Raw genomic sequence first — 13,805 nt, forward strand, 5'->3', positions numbered from 1 at the left:
CATGGACACACTGACCCGCATGCGCGCCTTCATCGACGTCGTCGAGGCCGAGGGCTTTTCGGCGGCTGCGCGCAAGATCGGCCGCTCCAAGGCGTTGCTGTCGAAATATGTGCGCGAACTGGAAGACGAGCTCGGCGCTCTGCTCCTCAACCGCACCACGCGCCAGTTCTCGATGACCGAGGCCGGCCACACCTACTACCGGCGCGCCTCGGAGATCGTGCGCGAGGTCGACAGCCTGGCGGACGCCGTGCGCGAATCCTCCGGCGACGTGCGCGGCAGGATCAAATTGTCGGCGCCGCGCACTTTCGCCGACGCGCCGATCGGCCAGTCACTGATCGACTTCGCCAAGCAGCACCCCGACATCGTGCTCGACATCCAGCTCGACGACCGCTTCGTCGACCTGGTCGAGGAAGGCTTCGACCTCGCGGTGCGCATCTCGCGCCTGGAGAATTCGTCGCTGATCGCCAGGCGGCTGGCGCCGTTCTCGATAAAACTCTGCGCCTCTCCCGAACTGATCGCCAAGCATGGCATGCCGACGCGGCCGCAGGATCTCGGCCACATGCCCTGCATCGTCGACACCAATGGCCGCGGGCTGAACAACTGGCCGTTCAAGGGCGACAACAACGATCAGCTGAGCGTCGCGGTGTCGGGTCCGATCGAGGTCAACAGCCCGATGGCGGCGCGGGCCGCCGCCATTTCCGGACTTGGCTTTTGCATCCTGCCGGATTTCATCGCCGCTCCCGATCTCAAGAGCGGCCAGCTGGTGACGGCGCTCGATGACCGAATCCTGTCGGGTGGCGGCATCTTCGCCGTCTACCCGCACCGCCGCTATCTGCCGGCCAAGGTCCGCGTTTTCGTCGACTTCCTGGTGCAGTGGTTCAGGACGCGTGAGATCGCGTGAGCGGCCTCGAATTCTCGCTGCGTACCCGTCGTTACCTAAAGACCGCTGCGCACTTTTGGCTGACACGCTTTGAGCTTGGTGCGTGTCATCGTCCCAAAACCGCTGCGCACTTTTGGGTGACACGCTTTGGGCTTGGTGCGTGTCGTCGCCCCAAAACCGCTGCGCACTTTTGGGTGACACGCACTGGCGGTCCCAATTTCGCCCCCTTTCTGGTGACCTTCGGTTCCTCTCCAAAGCCAAGGGAATCGCGACCGGGAATGCATCTCAAGCGGCACGCAATCACACTGGCTTCGGCCTTGGTGGCGACCTTTGCCGCCACGGGACCGGCTTACGTGCATCCGCACGTCTTCGCCGAGGCGCGGCTCGATGTGATCCTGTCCCCGGATCACCAAAGTGTGAAAGCGCTGCGCCATCTCTGGCGCTTCGACGACCTGTTTTCGAGTACTGTCATGATGGAGTTCGACAAGAACTCGGACCTGAAGCTTGACGACAAGGAGCTGAAGGATGTCGCCGACACCGTCCATGCCTCTCTGGCCGAATTCAACTATTTCCAGCTCGTCACGCAGAACGGCAAGGACGTGACGATGGTGCCGCCTCCACACCTGATGGCCAATTTCGACAACGACCAGCTGATCATCCTGTTCGAGTCCGAACCCAAGGCGCCGATCAAGCTGACCGGCACGATCGACATCGGCGTCTATGATCCGACTTTCTACACGGCGATCGACTTCACCGAGGATTCCAACATCACGGTCGAGGGCCTGCCGTCGAATTGCACCAGCAAGGTGATCCGTCCGGATCCGGATGAGGCCATCAAGGAAAACCAGAAGACACTGACGGATGCCTTCTTCAACGACCCGACAGGCACCGACATGAGCAAGATCTTTGCCACCAAGCTCGAACTGACCTGTCAGCCAGAAGGATGAAGCCGGTGACGAAACCGTCCCTGCGTTTGGCATTCGGCCTGTTGGCCCTCACCTTTGCCGCGATGCATTTCGCCAACGCCGCGCACGCCCAGAGTTCACTCGGCATCGGCGTCAATGACGGTATGGCGCCGACCACCGGTCCGTTTGCCCACATCCTGATGTGGATCAACCTGCGGCAGCAGGAATTCTACCGCGCTCTTGCCGGCGCCATGAAGGCTATGCGCCAGGATGGCAGCAAAATCTGGATCCTGATCGGCCTGTCCTTCGCCTATGGCATTTTCCATGCCGCCGGCCCCGGCCACGGCAAGGCGGTGATCTCGTCCTACATGGTCGCCAATGAAGTGGCGCTGCGGCGCGGCATCCTGTTGTCCTTCGTCTCGGCCCTGCTGCAGGGCCTGACGGCGATCGTGGTCATGCTGCTCGCCTATTTCGTCCTGCGCGGCACCACCATCTCGATGACAGACGCGGCCTGGTTCATGGAGATCATGAGCTTTGCCCTGGTCACCCTGTTCGGCGCCTGGCTGTTGTGGCGCAAGCTCGGCCCTTCCATCCTGCGCCTGTTCGGCCGAGCACCTGCCTACAGTCTTTCCGCGGCTCATGCGGGCCATTCCCATGGGAGCCACTCCCATGCCGGCCATTCGCATGCCGGTCATTCCCACGCCGGCCATTCGCATGCCGGCCATTCGCATGCCGCGCACAGCCATTCGGCGCATGCCCGTTCGCACGCGCTGCAGGTGCATGACGATCACAACCATGTTCATGACCATTCGCACGACCATCACGGCCATGGCGCGGATGACCACCATCACGATCACGGCACACACGATCATGGACATCACGACCATGCGCATCACGATCATGCGGCGGGCGAGGTCTGCGAAACCTGCGGCCACTCGCATGCGCCCGATCCGGCGCTGCTGTCGGGTGATCGCTTCGACTGGCGCACCGCCTGGTCGGCGGTGGCGGCCGTAGGCATCCGCCCCTGCTCCGGCGCGCTGATCGTGCTCAGCTTCGCGCTGCTCAACGGTCTCTGGCTCGGCGGCCTGCTGTCGGTGCTGGCCATGTCGCTGGGCACCGCCATTACCGTCTCGGCCCTGGCGACGCTCGCCGTGACCGCCAAGAACTGGGCGGTGTATTTCGCAGGCGACGGCCGCATGGGCAACCGCATCCATTCGATCGTTGAGATCGGCGGCGCTGCCTTTGTCTTCCTGTTCGGATTGCTGCTTTTGTCGGCGAGCTTGACCGGCAGCGTCTAGGCCATCCCATAAGAATGGGATGGGGATGGTAAACTCCTAACCGGGAATCTTGCCGCCCAGCTCATCCTCGATATGGGCCCGGATGATCTCGTCAAAACTCTTCTCGGCGCTGAAGCCGAGTTCTCGTGAGCGTCTTGCCTCGAAGCGGGTCGGCCAACCCTTGACGATCGCCCAGATCGTCTCGTCTGGCACCTCGCGGATCAGGCCTGCCGTCTTCGGCCCGGCGATGCGCTCCAGCGCCTCGATCTGCTCGCCGACGGTAACGGCGACGCCAGGCATCGTAAGGTTGCGGCGCGGCCCGACGGCGGCACCGTCGATCTCGGCCGCATGGATCAGGAAGTTCACCGCCGAGCGCGGGCTGGCATGGGTGTGCACGACGGAGCGCGGCACCGGCAGGATCGCCTCCTGGCCGCTCAACGGTTCGCGGATGATGCCGGAGAAGAAGCCAGAGGCCGCCTTGTTCGGCTTGCCGGGCCGCACGCAGATCGTCGGCAGCCGGATCCCGATGCCGTCGAAGAAGCCGCGCCGGGAATAGTCGGCGAGCAGCGCCTCGCTCATCTGCTTCTGCGTTCCATAGGAGGTCAGCGGCGTCGGATGGAACTCATCGGGGATGACATCCGGGAACGGCGCGCCGAACACCGCGATCGACGAGGTAAAGACGACGCGCGGCGCAAAACCCGCCAGGCGGATGGCATCGAACAGGGCGCGCGTACCGTCGAGATTGACGCGGTAGCCAAGATCGAAGTTCGCTTCCGCCTCGCCCGACACGATGCCCGCAAGATGGAAAATGACATCCGGCCGCGACGCCACCAGGCTCTCGGCGGCGCCCGCTTCTGCAAGGTCGCCGGTATGGACGTCGATGCTCACGCCATCCATGGCCGGGGCCTGCGGTGGCACGATGTCATGCAAATCGAGTGCGGTGATCTTTTTGCCGCGCAGCGTGCCGTCCTTGGCCAGCCTGGCGATGAGCTTGCGGCCGACCATGCCCGCGGCGCCGGTGATCAGAATGCGCATGTCAGATATCCCTTACTTGCCCTGATTTTTGCGCTGGCTGCGCGCGCGCAGCCAGAACACGAGGAAAAACGCCAGCACGAAAACGATGCCGAAGATGCCGGCCAGCACGGTCGAAAAACTGCCGAGTGCCAGCATCACTGTCGGCAGATAGAAGGCCGCGATGCCGAACAGAAGCATGATCCACAGCGCGGCAATAGCCGCGTTCCTGGTGTCGCGGTCCATCATGCGGCACCGGGACAGCAGGCGTTCGTCGGGCTGGCTTTCAAAGCTTTGGAACTCCTGAGGCAAGGCCGATCGATATCAACGGATCGAACCTAGTGGTGGTGGTCGTGATGCGGGGCCGCATCGTGCCCATGATCGTGGTCGTCGCCCTCGTCGGCGCATTGGCCGAATTCCGGCTCCACGGTGGCATGGCTGATGCCGTGCTCGCTGGCAAGCCGCTTCTTTATGGTGCTGACCGCCTGATGCGCGTCGACGCCCTCGTCGAGGCAGGCATGCAGCGTGGCCATGTTGCTTGAGCCGTCGATCGACCAGATATGCATATGGTGCACTTCGCGCACGCCTTTTACCGTTACCGCGAGATCACTGGCGATGAGATCCCGGTCGAGGCTTGGCGGCACGCCCTCCAGCAGCACGTGGGCTGCGGCGCGCATCAGCGACCATGCCGTCGACAGGATCAGCAGCGAGACCAGCACCGACAGGATCGGATCGATCGGCGTCCAGCCGGTCGCCAGGATCACCAGTGCCGCCACGATCGCCGCCGCCGAGCCGAGCAGGTCGCCAAGCACATGCAGGATGGCGCCGCGCATGTTGAGGCTCTCGCGGTCGCCGCCATGCAGCACCAGGAAGGAGGCGATATTGACCAGGAGGCCGAGGATCGCCACCGCCAGCATCGGTCCGCCCAGCACCGGTGCAGGCATTTGCAGGCGCCTCCACGCCTCGTAGACGATCCACAGCGCGATGACGAAGATGGCGATGCCGTTGGTGTAGGCCACCAGGGTCTTGACCCGGCCGAAACCGTAGGTGAGTTGGCCGGTCGCTGGCCGCCCCGCAAGATGGAAGGCATACCAGGCAAGGCCAAGCGCGATGGCGTCGGCAAGCATGTGGCCGGCATCGGCCAGCAGGGCCAGCGACCCGGTGAAGAGGCCGCCAAGCGCTTCCGCCACCATGAACCCTGCCGTCAGGCAGGCCGCGACCAGCACACGCTTCTTGTCGGTGGAGCCATGCACGTGACCGGCACCGTCATGATCATGGCCGCCGTGGTCGTGGGAATGGGTATGCGCCAAATGGCAAACTCCCGTTGAGCCCTGAATTCAGCTCACGCCCCGAACTGCGAGCGAAAATCCTCGAGCCGCCGCTTCTGCTGGCCGTCGCCATCGAAATTGGCCGGATCGAGCCACGCCTCATAGGCCTTGCGAAGGGCCGGCCATTCCTTGTCGATGATCGAATACCATGCGGTGTCGCGGTTTTCACCCTTGACGATAAGGTGCTGGCGGAAAATGCCCTCGAACTTGAAGCCGAACCGTTCCGCGGCGCGCTTCGACGGTTCGTTGCGGTTGTTGCATTTCCATTCGTAGCGGCGATAGCCAAGGTCGTCGAAGACATATTTCATGAACAGGAACTGCGCTTCCGTCGCGCCCGGCTTGCGCGAGATCAGCGGCCCCCAATAGATGTTGCCGATCTCGATGACGCCGTAAGCGGGATCGATGCGCATCAGCGTCTGGCGTCCGGCGACCTTGCCGCTGGCCTTGTCGATGACGGCAAAGAACAGCGGATCCTCGCTGGCCTCGACCTTGTCCAGCCAGGGTTGGAAGGCGGCGCGGGTTTCCGGCGGATAGTCGGGCAGCCAGGCGAAGCGGCCGTCGACATCGGACACGGAAGACGCCTCATAGAGCCCATCACCGTGCCTTGCGGCGCTCAGCGGTTCAAGCCGGACATAGCGACCGTCGATCGCCTTGCGCTCCGGACGCGGGCGTGGCTGCCAATTCGCGAGATTTTCCGACACCGAAGACTCCAATCCGTTTGACTTTTGCGGGCCGAAGCTCACAAAAACACGACCTCACAGCAAGAACCACATGGACGGGAAAAATGCTCCACACGATTTCGGCCTTCGACCGTCTCGGCGAGGAAAATGCCTTCGCGGTGCTCGCGAGGGCGACCGCACTTGCCCAACAGGGCCGCGACATCGTCAATCTCGGCATCGGCCAGCCGGACTTCAAGACGCCGCAGCACATCGTCGAGGCGGCGATCAAGGCGCTGCGTGACGGCCACCACGGCTACACGCCCGCCAACGGGCTTCTGGCAACGCGCGAGGCGGTGGTTCGCCGCACGCTGACCACCACGGGCGTCGAGGTCTCGCCCGAGACGGTGATGATCCTGCCCGGCGGCAAGCCGACCATGTTCGCCGCCATCCTGATGTTCGGCGAACCCGGCGCGGAGATCCTCTATCCGGATCCCGGTTTTCCCATTTACCGCTCGATGATCGAATTCACCGGTGCCGCCCCCATTCCCGTGCCGATGCGCGAGGAAAACGGCTTTGCCTTCTCGGCGGAAGAAACGCTGGCGCTGATCACCCCGAAGACCAGGCTCTTGATCCTCAACTCGCCGGCCAACCCGACCGGCGGCGTCACGCCGCGTGCCGAGATCGAAAAGCTGGTCAAGGGACTGGAGAAGCATCCTGATGTCGCGATCCTCTCCGACGAGATCTACGACGTCATGACCTATGACGGCGAGACGCATTGCTCGCTGCTCGGCTATCCCGAGATCCGCGATCGGCTGATCGTGCTCAATGGCTGGTCCAAGACATGGGCGATGACCGGGTGGCGCATGGGCTGGTCGATCTGGCCGAACGGCGACAAGGGCGCGCATCTCTACGACAAGGTGCGCAAGCTGGCGGTCAATTGCTGGTCCTGCGTCAACGCGCCGAGCCAGTTCGCCGGCATCGCCGCCATCGATGGCCCGCAGGACGACGTCGACACCATGATGCGCGCCTTCGACCGCCGCAGGAAGGTCGTGGTCGAGGGGCTGAACGCCTTGCCGAATATTTCCTGCATCACCCCCAAGGGCGCGTTCTACGCCTTCCCCAATGTGTCGAAGACCGGCTGGAAGGCAAAGAAGCTGGCCTCGGCGCTGCTCGACGACGCCGGCGTGGCGCTGATCGGCGGCCCCGATTTCGGCATTCTCGGCGAAGGCTATGTCAGGCTCTCCTACGCCAATTCCGAGGAGAACATCTTGCGCGCGCTGGAGCGGATCGGGGCGTTCCTGGCCAAGTAGGCCTCAAAGCAGGCCGGAGCCATTTTCGGATGGTTTGCGGCCGGCCGCCATGTCGATGTCATGATCCGTCCGGAGGCTCACGGCCAAGACTGTGCGTCCATGTCGGGAACGGTTACGGTCCTGAGATCAGGATCGAACCGGGATGCCCTAGATGTTTTATGCAATCCTTGCCTATCACGTGGAAGACGCGATCAAGGCGCTGACGCCGCAGGAAGATGCGGCGCTGATGGCCGATCTGTTCAAGATCAACACCCGGCTTCATGAGGAAGGCACGCTTGGACCGTCCGCGCGTCTGGGGGCGACACAGGATGCCTGCACCTTGCGCGGCCCTGGCGACGGCGTGATCATCGACGGCCCGTTCGCCGAGACCAAGGAACAGTTGCTCGGCCTCTATGTCGTCGACTGCGCCACGAGGGACGAGGCAATCGCGATCGCCCGCGACCTTCGCCGCGTCAATCCGACGGCCGTCTACGAGATCAGGCCCATTCTGCTCTTCAAGCCCGGCGTTCCCCTGGCGGGAAAATGAGGCGGCGAAAGCCCTGCCGGCGCCCGCCGCTCAACCACGCCCGACGAACGGCATCTTGGTCGCCATGACAGTCATGAACAGCACATTGGCGTCGAGCGGCAGGCTCGCCATGTGCACGACAGCGTCGGCGACGCGCTGGACATCCATCACCGCTTCGGCGGCGATGGAGCCGTTGGCCTGCGGCACGCCGACGGTCATCGGCTGCGCCATGTCGGTCAGCGCGTTGCCGATGTCGATCTGGCCGCAAGCGATGTCATAGGGACGCCCGTCGAGCGCCAGCGTCTTCGTCAGTCCTGTGATGGCATGCTTGGTCGCCGTATAGGGCACCGAGCCCGGGCGCGGCGCATAGGCTGACACAGAGCCGTTGTTGATGATGCGGCCGCCCATCGGCCGCTGCTTGCGCATGGCGCCGAAGGCGGCACGGGCGCACAGGAACGAACCGGTGAGATTGACGCCGACGATATCGTTCCAGACCTCGACCGGGATCTCGTCGATCGGCGTCGACTTGTAACCCATGCCGGCATTGTTGAAGAGCAGATCGACGCGGCCGAACGCCTCCGCCACCGTCTCGAACAGATCGTCGACCTCGCCGGCCTTGCTGATGTCGCAGGCGACCGCCAACGCCTTGGCCTCGGTCCGGCCGGCCTCGGCGATGGCGGCATCCAGAACGGACTTGCGGCGTCCGCAGAACACGGTGTTCCAGCCGGTCTTGAGCAGCGCCGTGGCAACGCTCTTGCCGATACCCGTCCCGGCGCCGGTGACGATGGCGGTTTTTTGCTCGGTCATGACAGATATCCTCCGGCCCCGCCGCGCGTGCCTGATTTTCAGGGATTTTGCTCGGCAGAAGGCATCGCAAATGACGGCAGCGATGGCAAGCGCGGCCGCCAAAGCATGCCCTTGAAAAAGTGGAATCCGTTTTCGGAGGAAGCCCGGCAGGTGCCGACAAAAAGGGCGGTCATTGGCGACCGCCCTGATCTGAACCGGGCTTGGGAGGAGGAAAAGCCGATCCGACTGTGTAGAATCATGCGCTTCCTGAGTTAACGAAAGGTAAACGGCTCTCTGTGCCGTTTTGGCCTACCAGCGCGGGTTGGGCGAGGTGCCTGCCTTGCCAGCCGGAACCTTGGCCGCCGAAACCGTCGCCTCGACATGGTCGACCAGCGCGTCCGGCAAACCGAGCCGGCCGGCCAGCAGGTCGAGATAGCCGCGCTCGGCGCGTGTATCGGGATCGATGGTGAGCCGCGATGCGGTGTAGAGCTCGAGCTTCTGCGCGTCGGTCCGGGCACCCGCGACCAGCGTGTCAAGGTCGAGCGGGCTTTCCAGCTCCGCCATCAGGAATTTCTCGGCATCGGCGCCGATCCCCGCAAGGCTGAGCTTGCCGGCGATCTTCTTGCGCTCCTCGTCGTCGACATGGCCGTCGGCCTTGGCCGCCGAGATCATCGCGCGAACCAGCGTCAGCGTGAACTCATCCTCGCCTTGCGGCGCCTGTGAAGGGTGGAAGGCGGTGTCCTTGGGCGGCGGCAGCAATTCCGGTTCGCCGGCCGCGGGCGCCTGCTCCGGAGCATTGCCGGCCTTGTAGTTCTGGTAGGCCTTGTAGGCGAGACCGCCGATCGCGGCCAGGCCACCGAGCCTTACCGCCGTGCCTGTCACCTGACGACCGGCGCCGGTTCCAAGCAGCACGGCCGCGAGCGCGCCGGCCGCAAGCGGATTGTCCTTGGCCATCTGCACGGCCTGGCCAGCCTTGTCGCGGACGGTGCCGCTGGTGCCGGGAATTTGCGAGCCGAGCAGATCGTCGAGAAGCTTCTTGGGATCGAACATTCAGTGCCTCCAGCATGTGCCCGGCCGAACGGGCAGGTTTCGAACGCCGAAGACGTAGGTCCCGGGACTTGACATTGCAATGACAGGCCGCCGCTTTGCCGCGGCTCCGGAGCCTCAGTCAGGACCCGATATGCGGCCCCTTGCCCCGCACCTCGGCAAGCTCGACCTGCCGCTGGCGCTCGGCATAACGCTGACGGTCCTCGTCCGACCGGGCATCGAAGCAATGCGGGCACGAGATACCGGCTGCATATTTCGGCGACGCCAGCTCGCTTGCCGTCAGCGGATGGCGGCAAGCACGGCAGAGTTCCGCGTCTCCCTCGGCGAGGCCGTGCGAAACGGAAACCCGCTCGTCGAAGACGAAGCACTCGCCTTGCCACAGGCTCTGCGCGGCCGGAACCTCCTCGAGATATTTGAGAATGCCGCCCTTGAGGTGGAACACGTCCTCGAAGCCGAGCGACTTGACATAGGCCGTCGCCTTTTCGCAGCGAATGCCGCCGGTGCAGAACATCGCCACCTTGCGGCCTTCGAGCTCGGCTCGATGCGCTTCCACCCAGGCCGGGAATTCGCGAAAGCTCGCGGTCGCCGGATCGACCGCGCCCTTGAAGGTGCCGATCGAAACTTCGTAGGCGTTGCGCGTGTCGATGACGATCGTGTCGGGCTCGGAAATCAGCGCGTTCCAATCCGCCGGTGCCACATAGGTGCCCGCGCTCGTCGCCGGGTCGATGGTCTCGATGCCCATGGTGACGATCTCGCGCTTCAGCCGCACCTTCATGCGGTGGAAGGGCATTTCAGCGGCGCCGCTGTACTTGACCTCGAGGCCCGCCAGCCCGTCGATGGCTTCGATATGATCGATCAGTTCGGCGATCGCTGCTTCGCTGCCCGCGACCGTGCCGTTGATGCCTTCATGCGCCAGGAGCAGCGTGCCCTTGATGCCACGGCCGCAGCAGAAGGCGGCGAGCGGCGCGCGCAGTTCGTCAAAGGCATCGAGCCGGGCAAACCGGTAGAGCGCGGCGACGCGGACGGGCTGGGTTGGTGTGGACGGTGTCATTGCCAGAGCAACTAGACGCTCGTAAATGCTGTTTCAAGGTGAAACGGGCTTTGGTGCCTGTCATGGCCCTGTCGGGGAAGAGCCGATAAGCTGTCCGACAGCGCGTGACATCGCGACGCGACCGGTTTCGTGGACAGGCAAACACCCGTCTGCTAATCGGTTGAAATGAACTAGAGCGCGCGCCGAGACGGATTCACGCGACGCGCTTAGGATACGGAGAGACAGATGCCCAGCAAGACCGAAACACTCCTGTCGCTCCTCAATGGCCAGCCGGTCATACCGGTGCTGAAGATCGCCAATGTTGCCGATGCGGTGCCGCTGGCCCGCGCCCTGGCACGTGGCGGCCTGCCGGCGATCGAGATCACTCTGAGGACCGCCGATGCGTTGGAAGCGATCCGCCGCGTTGCGGCCGAAGTCGAGGACGCCATTGTCGGCGCCGGCACCATTCTCGACGCCCGCCAGTTCGCCGAAGCGGCGGCGGCTGGATCGAAATTCATTGTCAGCCCCGGCATCACCAGCCAGCTTCTGGCCGCGGCGAAAGACAGCGCCGTCCCGTTGCTGCCCGGCGCCATCACGCCCGGCGAGATCATGGCCGCGCGCGAGGCAGGCCTGCGCTTCCTGAAATTCTTCCCGGCCGAGCAGTCCGGCGGCATCGCTTCGCTGAAGGCCTTCGCCTCGCCGCTCGCCGACGTCAAATTCTGCCCGACCGGCGGCATCACCGGCAAGAATGCCGCCGATTATCTCAGCCTGCCCAATGTCATCTGCGTCGGCGGCTCCTGGGTCGCGCCCGACGACATGGTCAAGGCGGGCAAGTGGGACGAGATCGAAGCGCTTGCACGTGAAGCGAGCAAGCTCAGGAAATAACCGATCACCAGGGCAGCGGACCGTTCTCATCGAAATACCCGCCGGTGGGCCCGCCCGCCTGCAGCGTCGCCAATTGCACGATGATCCCGGCAGCCTGCTGCACCGTACGCCCGCCGCTATGCGCATTGAGGTCCGTCGCGGTGTAGCCCGGAGCGGCGGCGTTGACCATGATGCCGCGCGGCGAGAGCTCCCGGGCGAAGGCCACGGTGATGGCATTGAGCGCTGTTTTCGAGCTGCCATAACCCATGACATTGGGCGACTGACTGTTGCCGGCGGCGCGCGCGATCGAGCCGAGAGAGCTGCTGACCATGACGATGCGGGCGGCGGGCGATGCCAGGAGCAGCGGCAGGAATGCCTGGGTGACGCGAACCGGGCCGAAGACGTTGACGTCATAGGTGACCTTCATATCGGCGACATCCTCGCGGCTCGGGGGCCGTTCGTAGCGGCCGTCCGGTCCCAGCGCGTCGACATAGCCGGGGGCAATGCCGGCATTGTTGACCAGCGCGTCGAGGCTGGATAGCTGTGTTGTCAGGGCCTTGGCCGCGGCCGCCACGCTGTCGTCGCCGGCGACGTCCAGCTCGAGCCATTCGACGTCGAGCCCGTCGTTGCGCAGCGCCTTCGCCGCGGCCTCCCCGCGCCCGGCATCGCGGGCGCCGAGCCAGACCTTGAACCCTTTTGTCCCCAGCCGGCGAGCGGTCTCGAGGCCGATACCCTTGTTGGCGCCGGTGACCAGCGCATTCCTCTGCGTCGTCATATCGATGTCTCCTTCTTTGGTGACCTAGAGATGACGTGCCTCGGCCGGTTTCGCGCGCCGGATACTCGCGTCCTCTTGCCTAATCCTCTCAACCAGTTGCGCGGGCCGCCCGGATCGGCAATGCTGAAGAATGGAAGAGGTTTTGCAGGAATTGATCGGCATCGCCGGCCGCCATGCGCATGGGCGGCGCACGAAAACGGCGATCCCGCGCGTCACGATCGGCCGCAGCGAGGTTGCGACCCCGCCGCTGCCCGAGCTTTGCCAACCGACGGCGCTGTTCGTGCTGCAGGGGACCAAGACCGTGCTGATCGGCGACCGCACGCTTCGCTATGGCGCCGGCAGCTATTTCATCTATGCGGTGGAGACGCCGGCCACCAGCCAGCTCATCGAGGCGAGCAGCGCCCGTCCCTACACGGCCATCGCCTTCGCCCTCGATGTCGGGCTGATCGCCGCCCTGATCATCGACCACAAGCCGGCGGTCGACGGCGACGGCTTCGTGACCAACCGGGCCGATGACGAACTACTCGATGCATGGCGCCGCATGCTGCGGCTGCTCGACCGCCCAACCGAAATCCCCGTGCTCGCGCCCATGCTCGAACGCGAGATCGCATTCCGCTTGCTGCAGGGTCCGCAAGGGGCGAAGTTGCGGCAACTCGCGCACGCCGATGGCCGCCTGCCACAGATACGCCGCGCCACCGCCTGGATACGAGCACACTACAACGAACCCATCGATGTGACGGAGCTGGCCGAACTCGCGCATATGAGCAATGCCTCGTTCCATCGCCATTTCAAGGCGGCGACCGCCATGAGCCCGATCCAGTATCAGAAGCAGGTGCGTCTGCTGGAGGCTCGTCATCTGCTGATCGCGGGGCCGGGCAGCGCCACGCGTGTCGCCTTTGCCGTTGGCTATGAAAGCGCTTCCCAGTTCAGCCGGGAATATGCGCGCCATTTCGGATTACCGCCGGCGCGCGACGCAGCGCGGCTTTTGGCCAGGGGCGAAGCAGCCACGATGGAAATCGACTAAAGCGCTCGGAACCAAGCGTAAGCGCTGCGTCAGCTGGCACATGAAAAGCCCGGCCGACTCTCGCCGACCGGGCCAATTCTCCCGGATCCCAGCGGTTCCGGATCAGCGGCAGACCTTGACCTTCTCGGTCACCCTGTGATGGTGCACCCAATGCGTGACCAGCTTGGTCCTGCAGTGATGCTTGCCATTCTTGATGATCACGGTTTCGGCTTGCGATGGAGCGATCGCGGCAGATGCTGCAACCAATGCCAGAACGGATGCCAGTAGAATTTTCTTCATGAATATCCCCAGGGTTGGAACGTACCCATGCTAACCCGCAAACAGCCAGGCCGTTCCGGCCTCACGAGAAGTTCAGCCGCGCGTGATCCGCGGGGTTCGCGCCTCACGCATCACGCCCGGACAGC

At 64.3% G+C, this 13,805-nt stretch carries 17 protein-coding genes; 7 read left to right on the plus strand and 10 right to left on the minus strand.

Annotation, left to right across the window (positions count from 1 at the left end; translation table 11 throughout):
• Position 1: 1 nt before the first annotated feature.
• From FJ977_RS12495 to FJ977_RS12505, 3 genes are all read left to right on the plus strand, one after another.
• Positions 2-901, plus strand: a complete 900-nt coding sequence (locus FJ977_RS12495; RefSeq protein ID WP_140771795.1) for a LysR family transcriptional regulator — start codon at positions 2-4, stop codon at positions 899-901.
• Between the two features lie 257 nt (positions 902-1,158).
• Positions 1,159-1,827, plus strand: a complete 669-nt coding sequence (locus tag FJ977_RS12500) for a DUF1007 family protein (protein WP_140771796.1) — start codon at positions 1,159-1,161, stop codon at positions 1,825-1,827.
• The gene (locus FJ977_RS12505; protein WP_140771797.1) at positions 1,824-3,083 is read left to right on the plus strand and encodes a nickel/cobalt transporter; all 1,260 of its coding nucleotides are present in this window, start codon (positions 1,824-1,826) and stop codon (positions 3,081-3,083) included. Before FJ977_RS12500 ends, FJ977_RS12505 begins: the two co-directional genes overlap by 4 nt.
• A 36-nt stretch (positions 3,084-3,119) precedes the next feature.
• Here FJ977_RS12505 and denD read toward each other — a convergent pair whose 3' ends face one another.
• The 4 genes from denD to FJ977_RS12525 form a co-directional block, all read right to left on the minus strand.
• Positions 3,120-4,097 (minus strand): D-erythronate dehydrogenase, encoded by a 978-nt coding sequence (denD, locus tag FJ977_RS12510; RefSeq protein WP_140771798.1) that lies wholly within the window; start codon positions 4,095-4,097, stop codon positions 3,120-3,122.
• 12 nt (positions 4,098-4,109) lie between these two features.
• The gene (locus tag FJ977_RS12515; protein ID WP_140772773.1) at positions 4,110-4,322 is read right to left on the minus strand and encodes a hypothetical protein; all 213 of its coding nucleotides are present in this window, start codon (positions 4,320-4,322) and stop codon (positions 4,110-4,112) included.
• A gap of 89 nt (positions 4,323-4,411) precedes the next feature.
• Complete coding sequence (locus tag FJ977_RS12520; protein WP_140771800.1) at positions 4,412-5,383, minus strand: cation diffusion facilitator family transporter; 972 nt, start codon at positions 5,381-5,383, stop codon at positions 4,412-4,414.
• A gap of 32 nt (positions 5,384-5,415) precedes the next feature.
• Positions 5,416-6,102, minus strand: a complete 687-nt coding sequence (locus tag FJ977_RS12525) for a GNAT family protein (RefSeq protein ID WP_140771802.1) — start codon at positions 6,100-6,102, stop codon at positions 5,416-5,418.
• A gap of 83 nt (positions 6,103-6,185) precedes the next feature.
• On the opposite strand from FJ977_RS12525, the gene FJ977_RS12530 reads away from it, so the two are divergent.
• Both FJ977_RS12530 and FJ977_RS12535 read left to right on the plus strand, forming a co-directional pair.
• Positions 6,186-7,370 (plus strand): pyridoxal phosphate-dependent aminotransferase, encoded by a 1,185-nt coding sequence (locus FJ977_RS12530; RefSeq protein WP_056578340.1) that lies wholly within the window; start codon positions 6,186-6,188, stop codon positions 7,368-7,370.
• A 151-nt stretch (positions 7,371-7,521) separates the two neighbouring features.
• Positions 7,522-7,896 (plus strand): YciI family protein, encoded by a 375-nt coding sequence (locus FJ977_RS12535; RefSeq protein WP_140771804.1) that lies wholly within the window; start codon positions 7,522-7,524, stop codon positions 7,894-7,896.
• A 30-nt stretch (positions 7,897-7,926) separates the two neighbouring features.
• Here FJ977_RS12535 and FJ977_RS12540 read toward each other — a convergent pair whose 3' ends face one another.
• From FJ977_RS12540 to FJ977_RS12550, 4 genes are all read right to left on the minus strand, one after another.
• Positions 7,927-8,682 (minus strand): SDR family oxidoreductase, encoded by a 756-nt coding sequence (locus tag FJ977_RS12540; protein WP_140771805.1) that lies wholly within the window; start codon positions 8,680-8,682, stop codon positions 7,927-7,929.
• Between the two features lie 38 nt (positions 8,683-8,720).
• Positions 8,721-8,855 (minus strand): hypothetical protein, encoded by a 135-nt coding sequence (locus FJ977_RS36660; protein WP_281406816.1) that lies wholly within the window; start codon positions 8,853-8,855, stop codon positions 8,721-8,723.
• A 115-nt stretch (positions 8,856-8,970) separates the two neighbouring features.
• Positions 8,971-9,711: a tellurite resistance TerB family protein gene (locus FJ977_RS12545; RefSeq protein WP_140771807.1), complete on the minus strand. Its 741-nt coding sequence runs from the start codon at positions 9,709-9,711 to the stop codon at positions 8,971-8,973.
• A gap of 118 nt (positions 9,712-9,829) precedes the next feature.
• Positions 9,830-10,759, minus strand: coding sequence for a rhodanese-related sulfurtransferase (locus FJ977_RS12550; RefSeq protein ID WP_140771809.1), 930 nt, complete (start codon positions 10,757-10,759; stop codon positions 9,830-9,832).
• A gap of 225 nt (positions 10,760-10,984) precedes the next feature.
• Here FJ977_RS12550 and FJ977_RS12555 point away from each other — a divergent pair, with 225 nt between their 5' ends.
• Entirely contained in the window at positions 10,985-11,623 is a 639-nt protein-coding gene (locus FJ977_RS12555; RefSeq protein ID WP_140771811.1) for a 2-dehydro-3-deoxy-phosphogluconate aldolase, read from the plus strand.
• A 4-nt stretch (positions 11,624-11,627) separates the two neighbouring features.
• Here the strand turns inward: FJ977_RS12555 and FJ977_RS12560 are convergent, their stop codons facing one another.
• Complete coding sequence (locus tag FJ977_RS12560; protein WP_140771813.1) at positions 11,628-12,377, minus strand: SDR family oxidoreductase; 750 nt, start codon at positions 12,375-12,377, stop codon at positions 11,628-11,630.
• Positions 12,378-12,507: 130 nt separating this feature from the next.
• Between FJ977_RS12560 and FJ977_RS12565 the strand changes: the two genes are divergently transcribed.
• The gene (locus tag FJ977_RS12565; protein ID WP_140771815.1) at positions 12,508-13,401 is read left to right on the plus strand and encodes an AraC family transcriptional regulator; all 894 of its coding nucleotides are present in this window, start codon (positions 12,508-12,510) and stop codon (positions 13,399-13,401) included.
• Positions 13,402-13,503: 102 nt separating this feature from the next.
• Here the strand turns inward: FJ977_RS12565 and FJ977_RS35775 are convergent, their stop codons facing one another.
• Positions 13,504-13,680 (minus strand): hypothetical protein, encoded by a 177-nt coding sequence (locus FJ977_RS35775; RefSeq protein ID WP_172348716.1) that lies wholly within the window; start codon positions 13,678-13,680, stop codon positions 13,504-13,506.
• Between the last annotated feature and the right edge of the window lie 125 nt (positions 13,681-13,805).

The organism is Mesorhizobium sp. B2-1-3A (assembly GCF_006442655.1).
GTDB lineage: Bacteria > Pseudomonadota > Alphaproteobacteria > Rhizobiales > Rhizobiaceae > Mesorhizobium.

What these genes read in the sequence shown, in the direction of transcription:
- FJ977_RS12495 (WP_140771795.1), top strand. Translation starts at nt 2, where the DNA reads ATGGACACACTGACCCGCATGCGCGCCTTCATCGACGTCGTCGAGGCC.
- FJ977_RS12500 (WP_140771796.1), top strand. Translation starts at nt 1,159, where the DNA reads ATGCATCTCAAGCGGCACGCAATCACACTGGCTTCGGCCTTGGTGGCG.
- FJ977_RS12505 (WP_140771797.1), top strand. Translation starts at nt 1,824, where the DNA reads ATGAAGCCGGTGACGAAACCGTCCCTGCGTTTGGCATTCGGCCTGTTG.
- denD (WP_140771798.1), bottom strand. Translation starts at nt 4,097, where the DNA reads ATGCGCATTCTGATCACCGGCGCCGCGGGCATGGTCGGCCGCAAGCTC.
- FJ977_RS12515 (WP_140772773.1), bottom strand. Translation starts at nt 4,322, where the DNA reads ATGATGGACCGCGACACCAGGAACGCGGCTATTGCCGCGCTGTGGATC.
- FJ977_RS12530 (WP_056578340.1), top strand. Translation starts at nt 6,186, where the DNA reads ATGCTCCACACGATTTCGGCCTTCGACCGTCTCGGCGAGGAAAATGCC.
- FJ977_RS12535 (WP_140771804.1), top strand. Translation starts at nt 7,522, where the DNA reads ATGTTTTATGCAATCCTTGCCTATCACGTGGAAGACGCGATCAAGGCG.
- FJ977_RS12540 (WP_140771805.1), bottom strand. Translation starts at nt 8,682, where the DNA reads ATGACCGAGCAAAAAACCGCCATCGTCACCGGCGCCGGGACGGGTATC.
- FJ977_RS36660 (WP_281406816.1), bottom strand. Translation starts at nt 8,855, where the DNA reads ATGACCGCCCTTTTTGTCGGCACCTGCCGGGCTTCCTCCGAAAACGGA.
- FJ977_RS12545 (WP_140771807.1), bottom strand. Translation starts at nt 9,711, where the DNA reads ATGTTCGATCCCAAGAAGCTTCTCGACGATCTGCTCGGCTCGCAAATT.
- FJ977_RS12550 (WP_140771809.1), bottom strand. Translation starts at nt 10,759, where the DNA reads ATGACACCGTCCACACCAACCCAGCCCGTCCGCGTCGCCGCGCTCTAC.
- FJ977_RS12555 (WP_140771811.1), top strand. Translation starts at nt 10,985, where the DNA reads ATGCCCAGCAAGACCGAAACACTCCTGTCGCTCCTCAATGGCCAGCCG.
- FJ977_RS12560 (WP_140771813.1), bottom strand. Translation starts at nt 12,377, where the DNA reads ATGACGACGCAGAGGAATGCGCTGGTCACCGGCGCCAACAAGGGTATC.
- FJ977_RS12565 (WP_140771815.1), top strand. Translation starts at nt 12,508, where the DNA reads ATGGAAGAGGTTTTGCAGGAATTGATCGGCATCGCCGGCCGCCATGCG.
- FJ977_RS35775 (WP_172348716.1), bottom strand. Translation starts at nt 13,680, where the DNA reads ATGAAGAAAATTCTACTGGCATCCGTTCTGGCATTGGTTGCAGCATCT.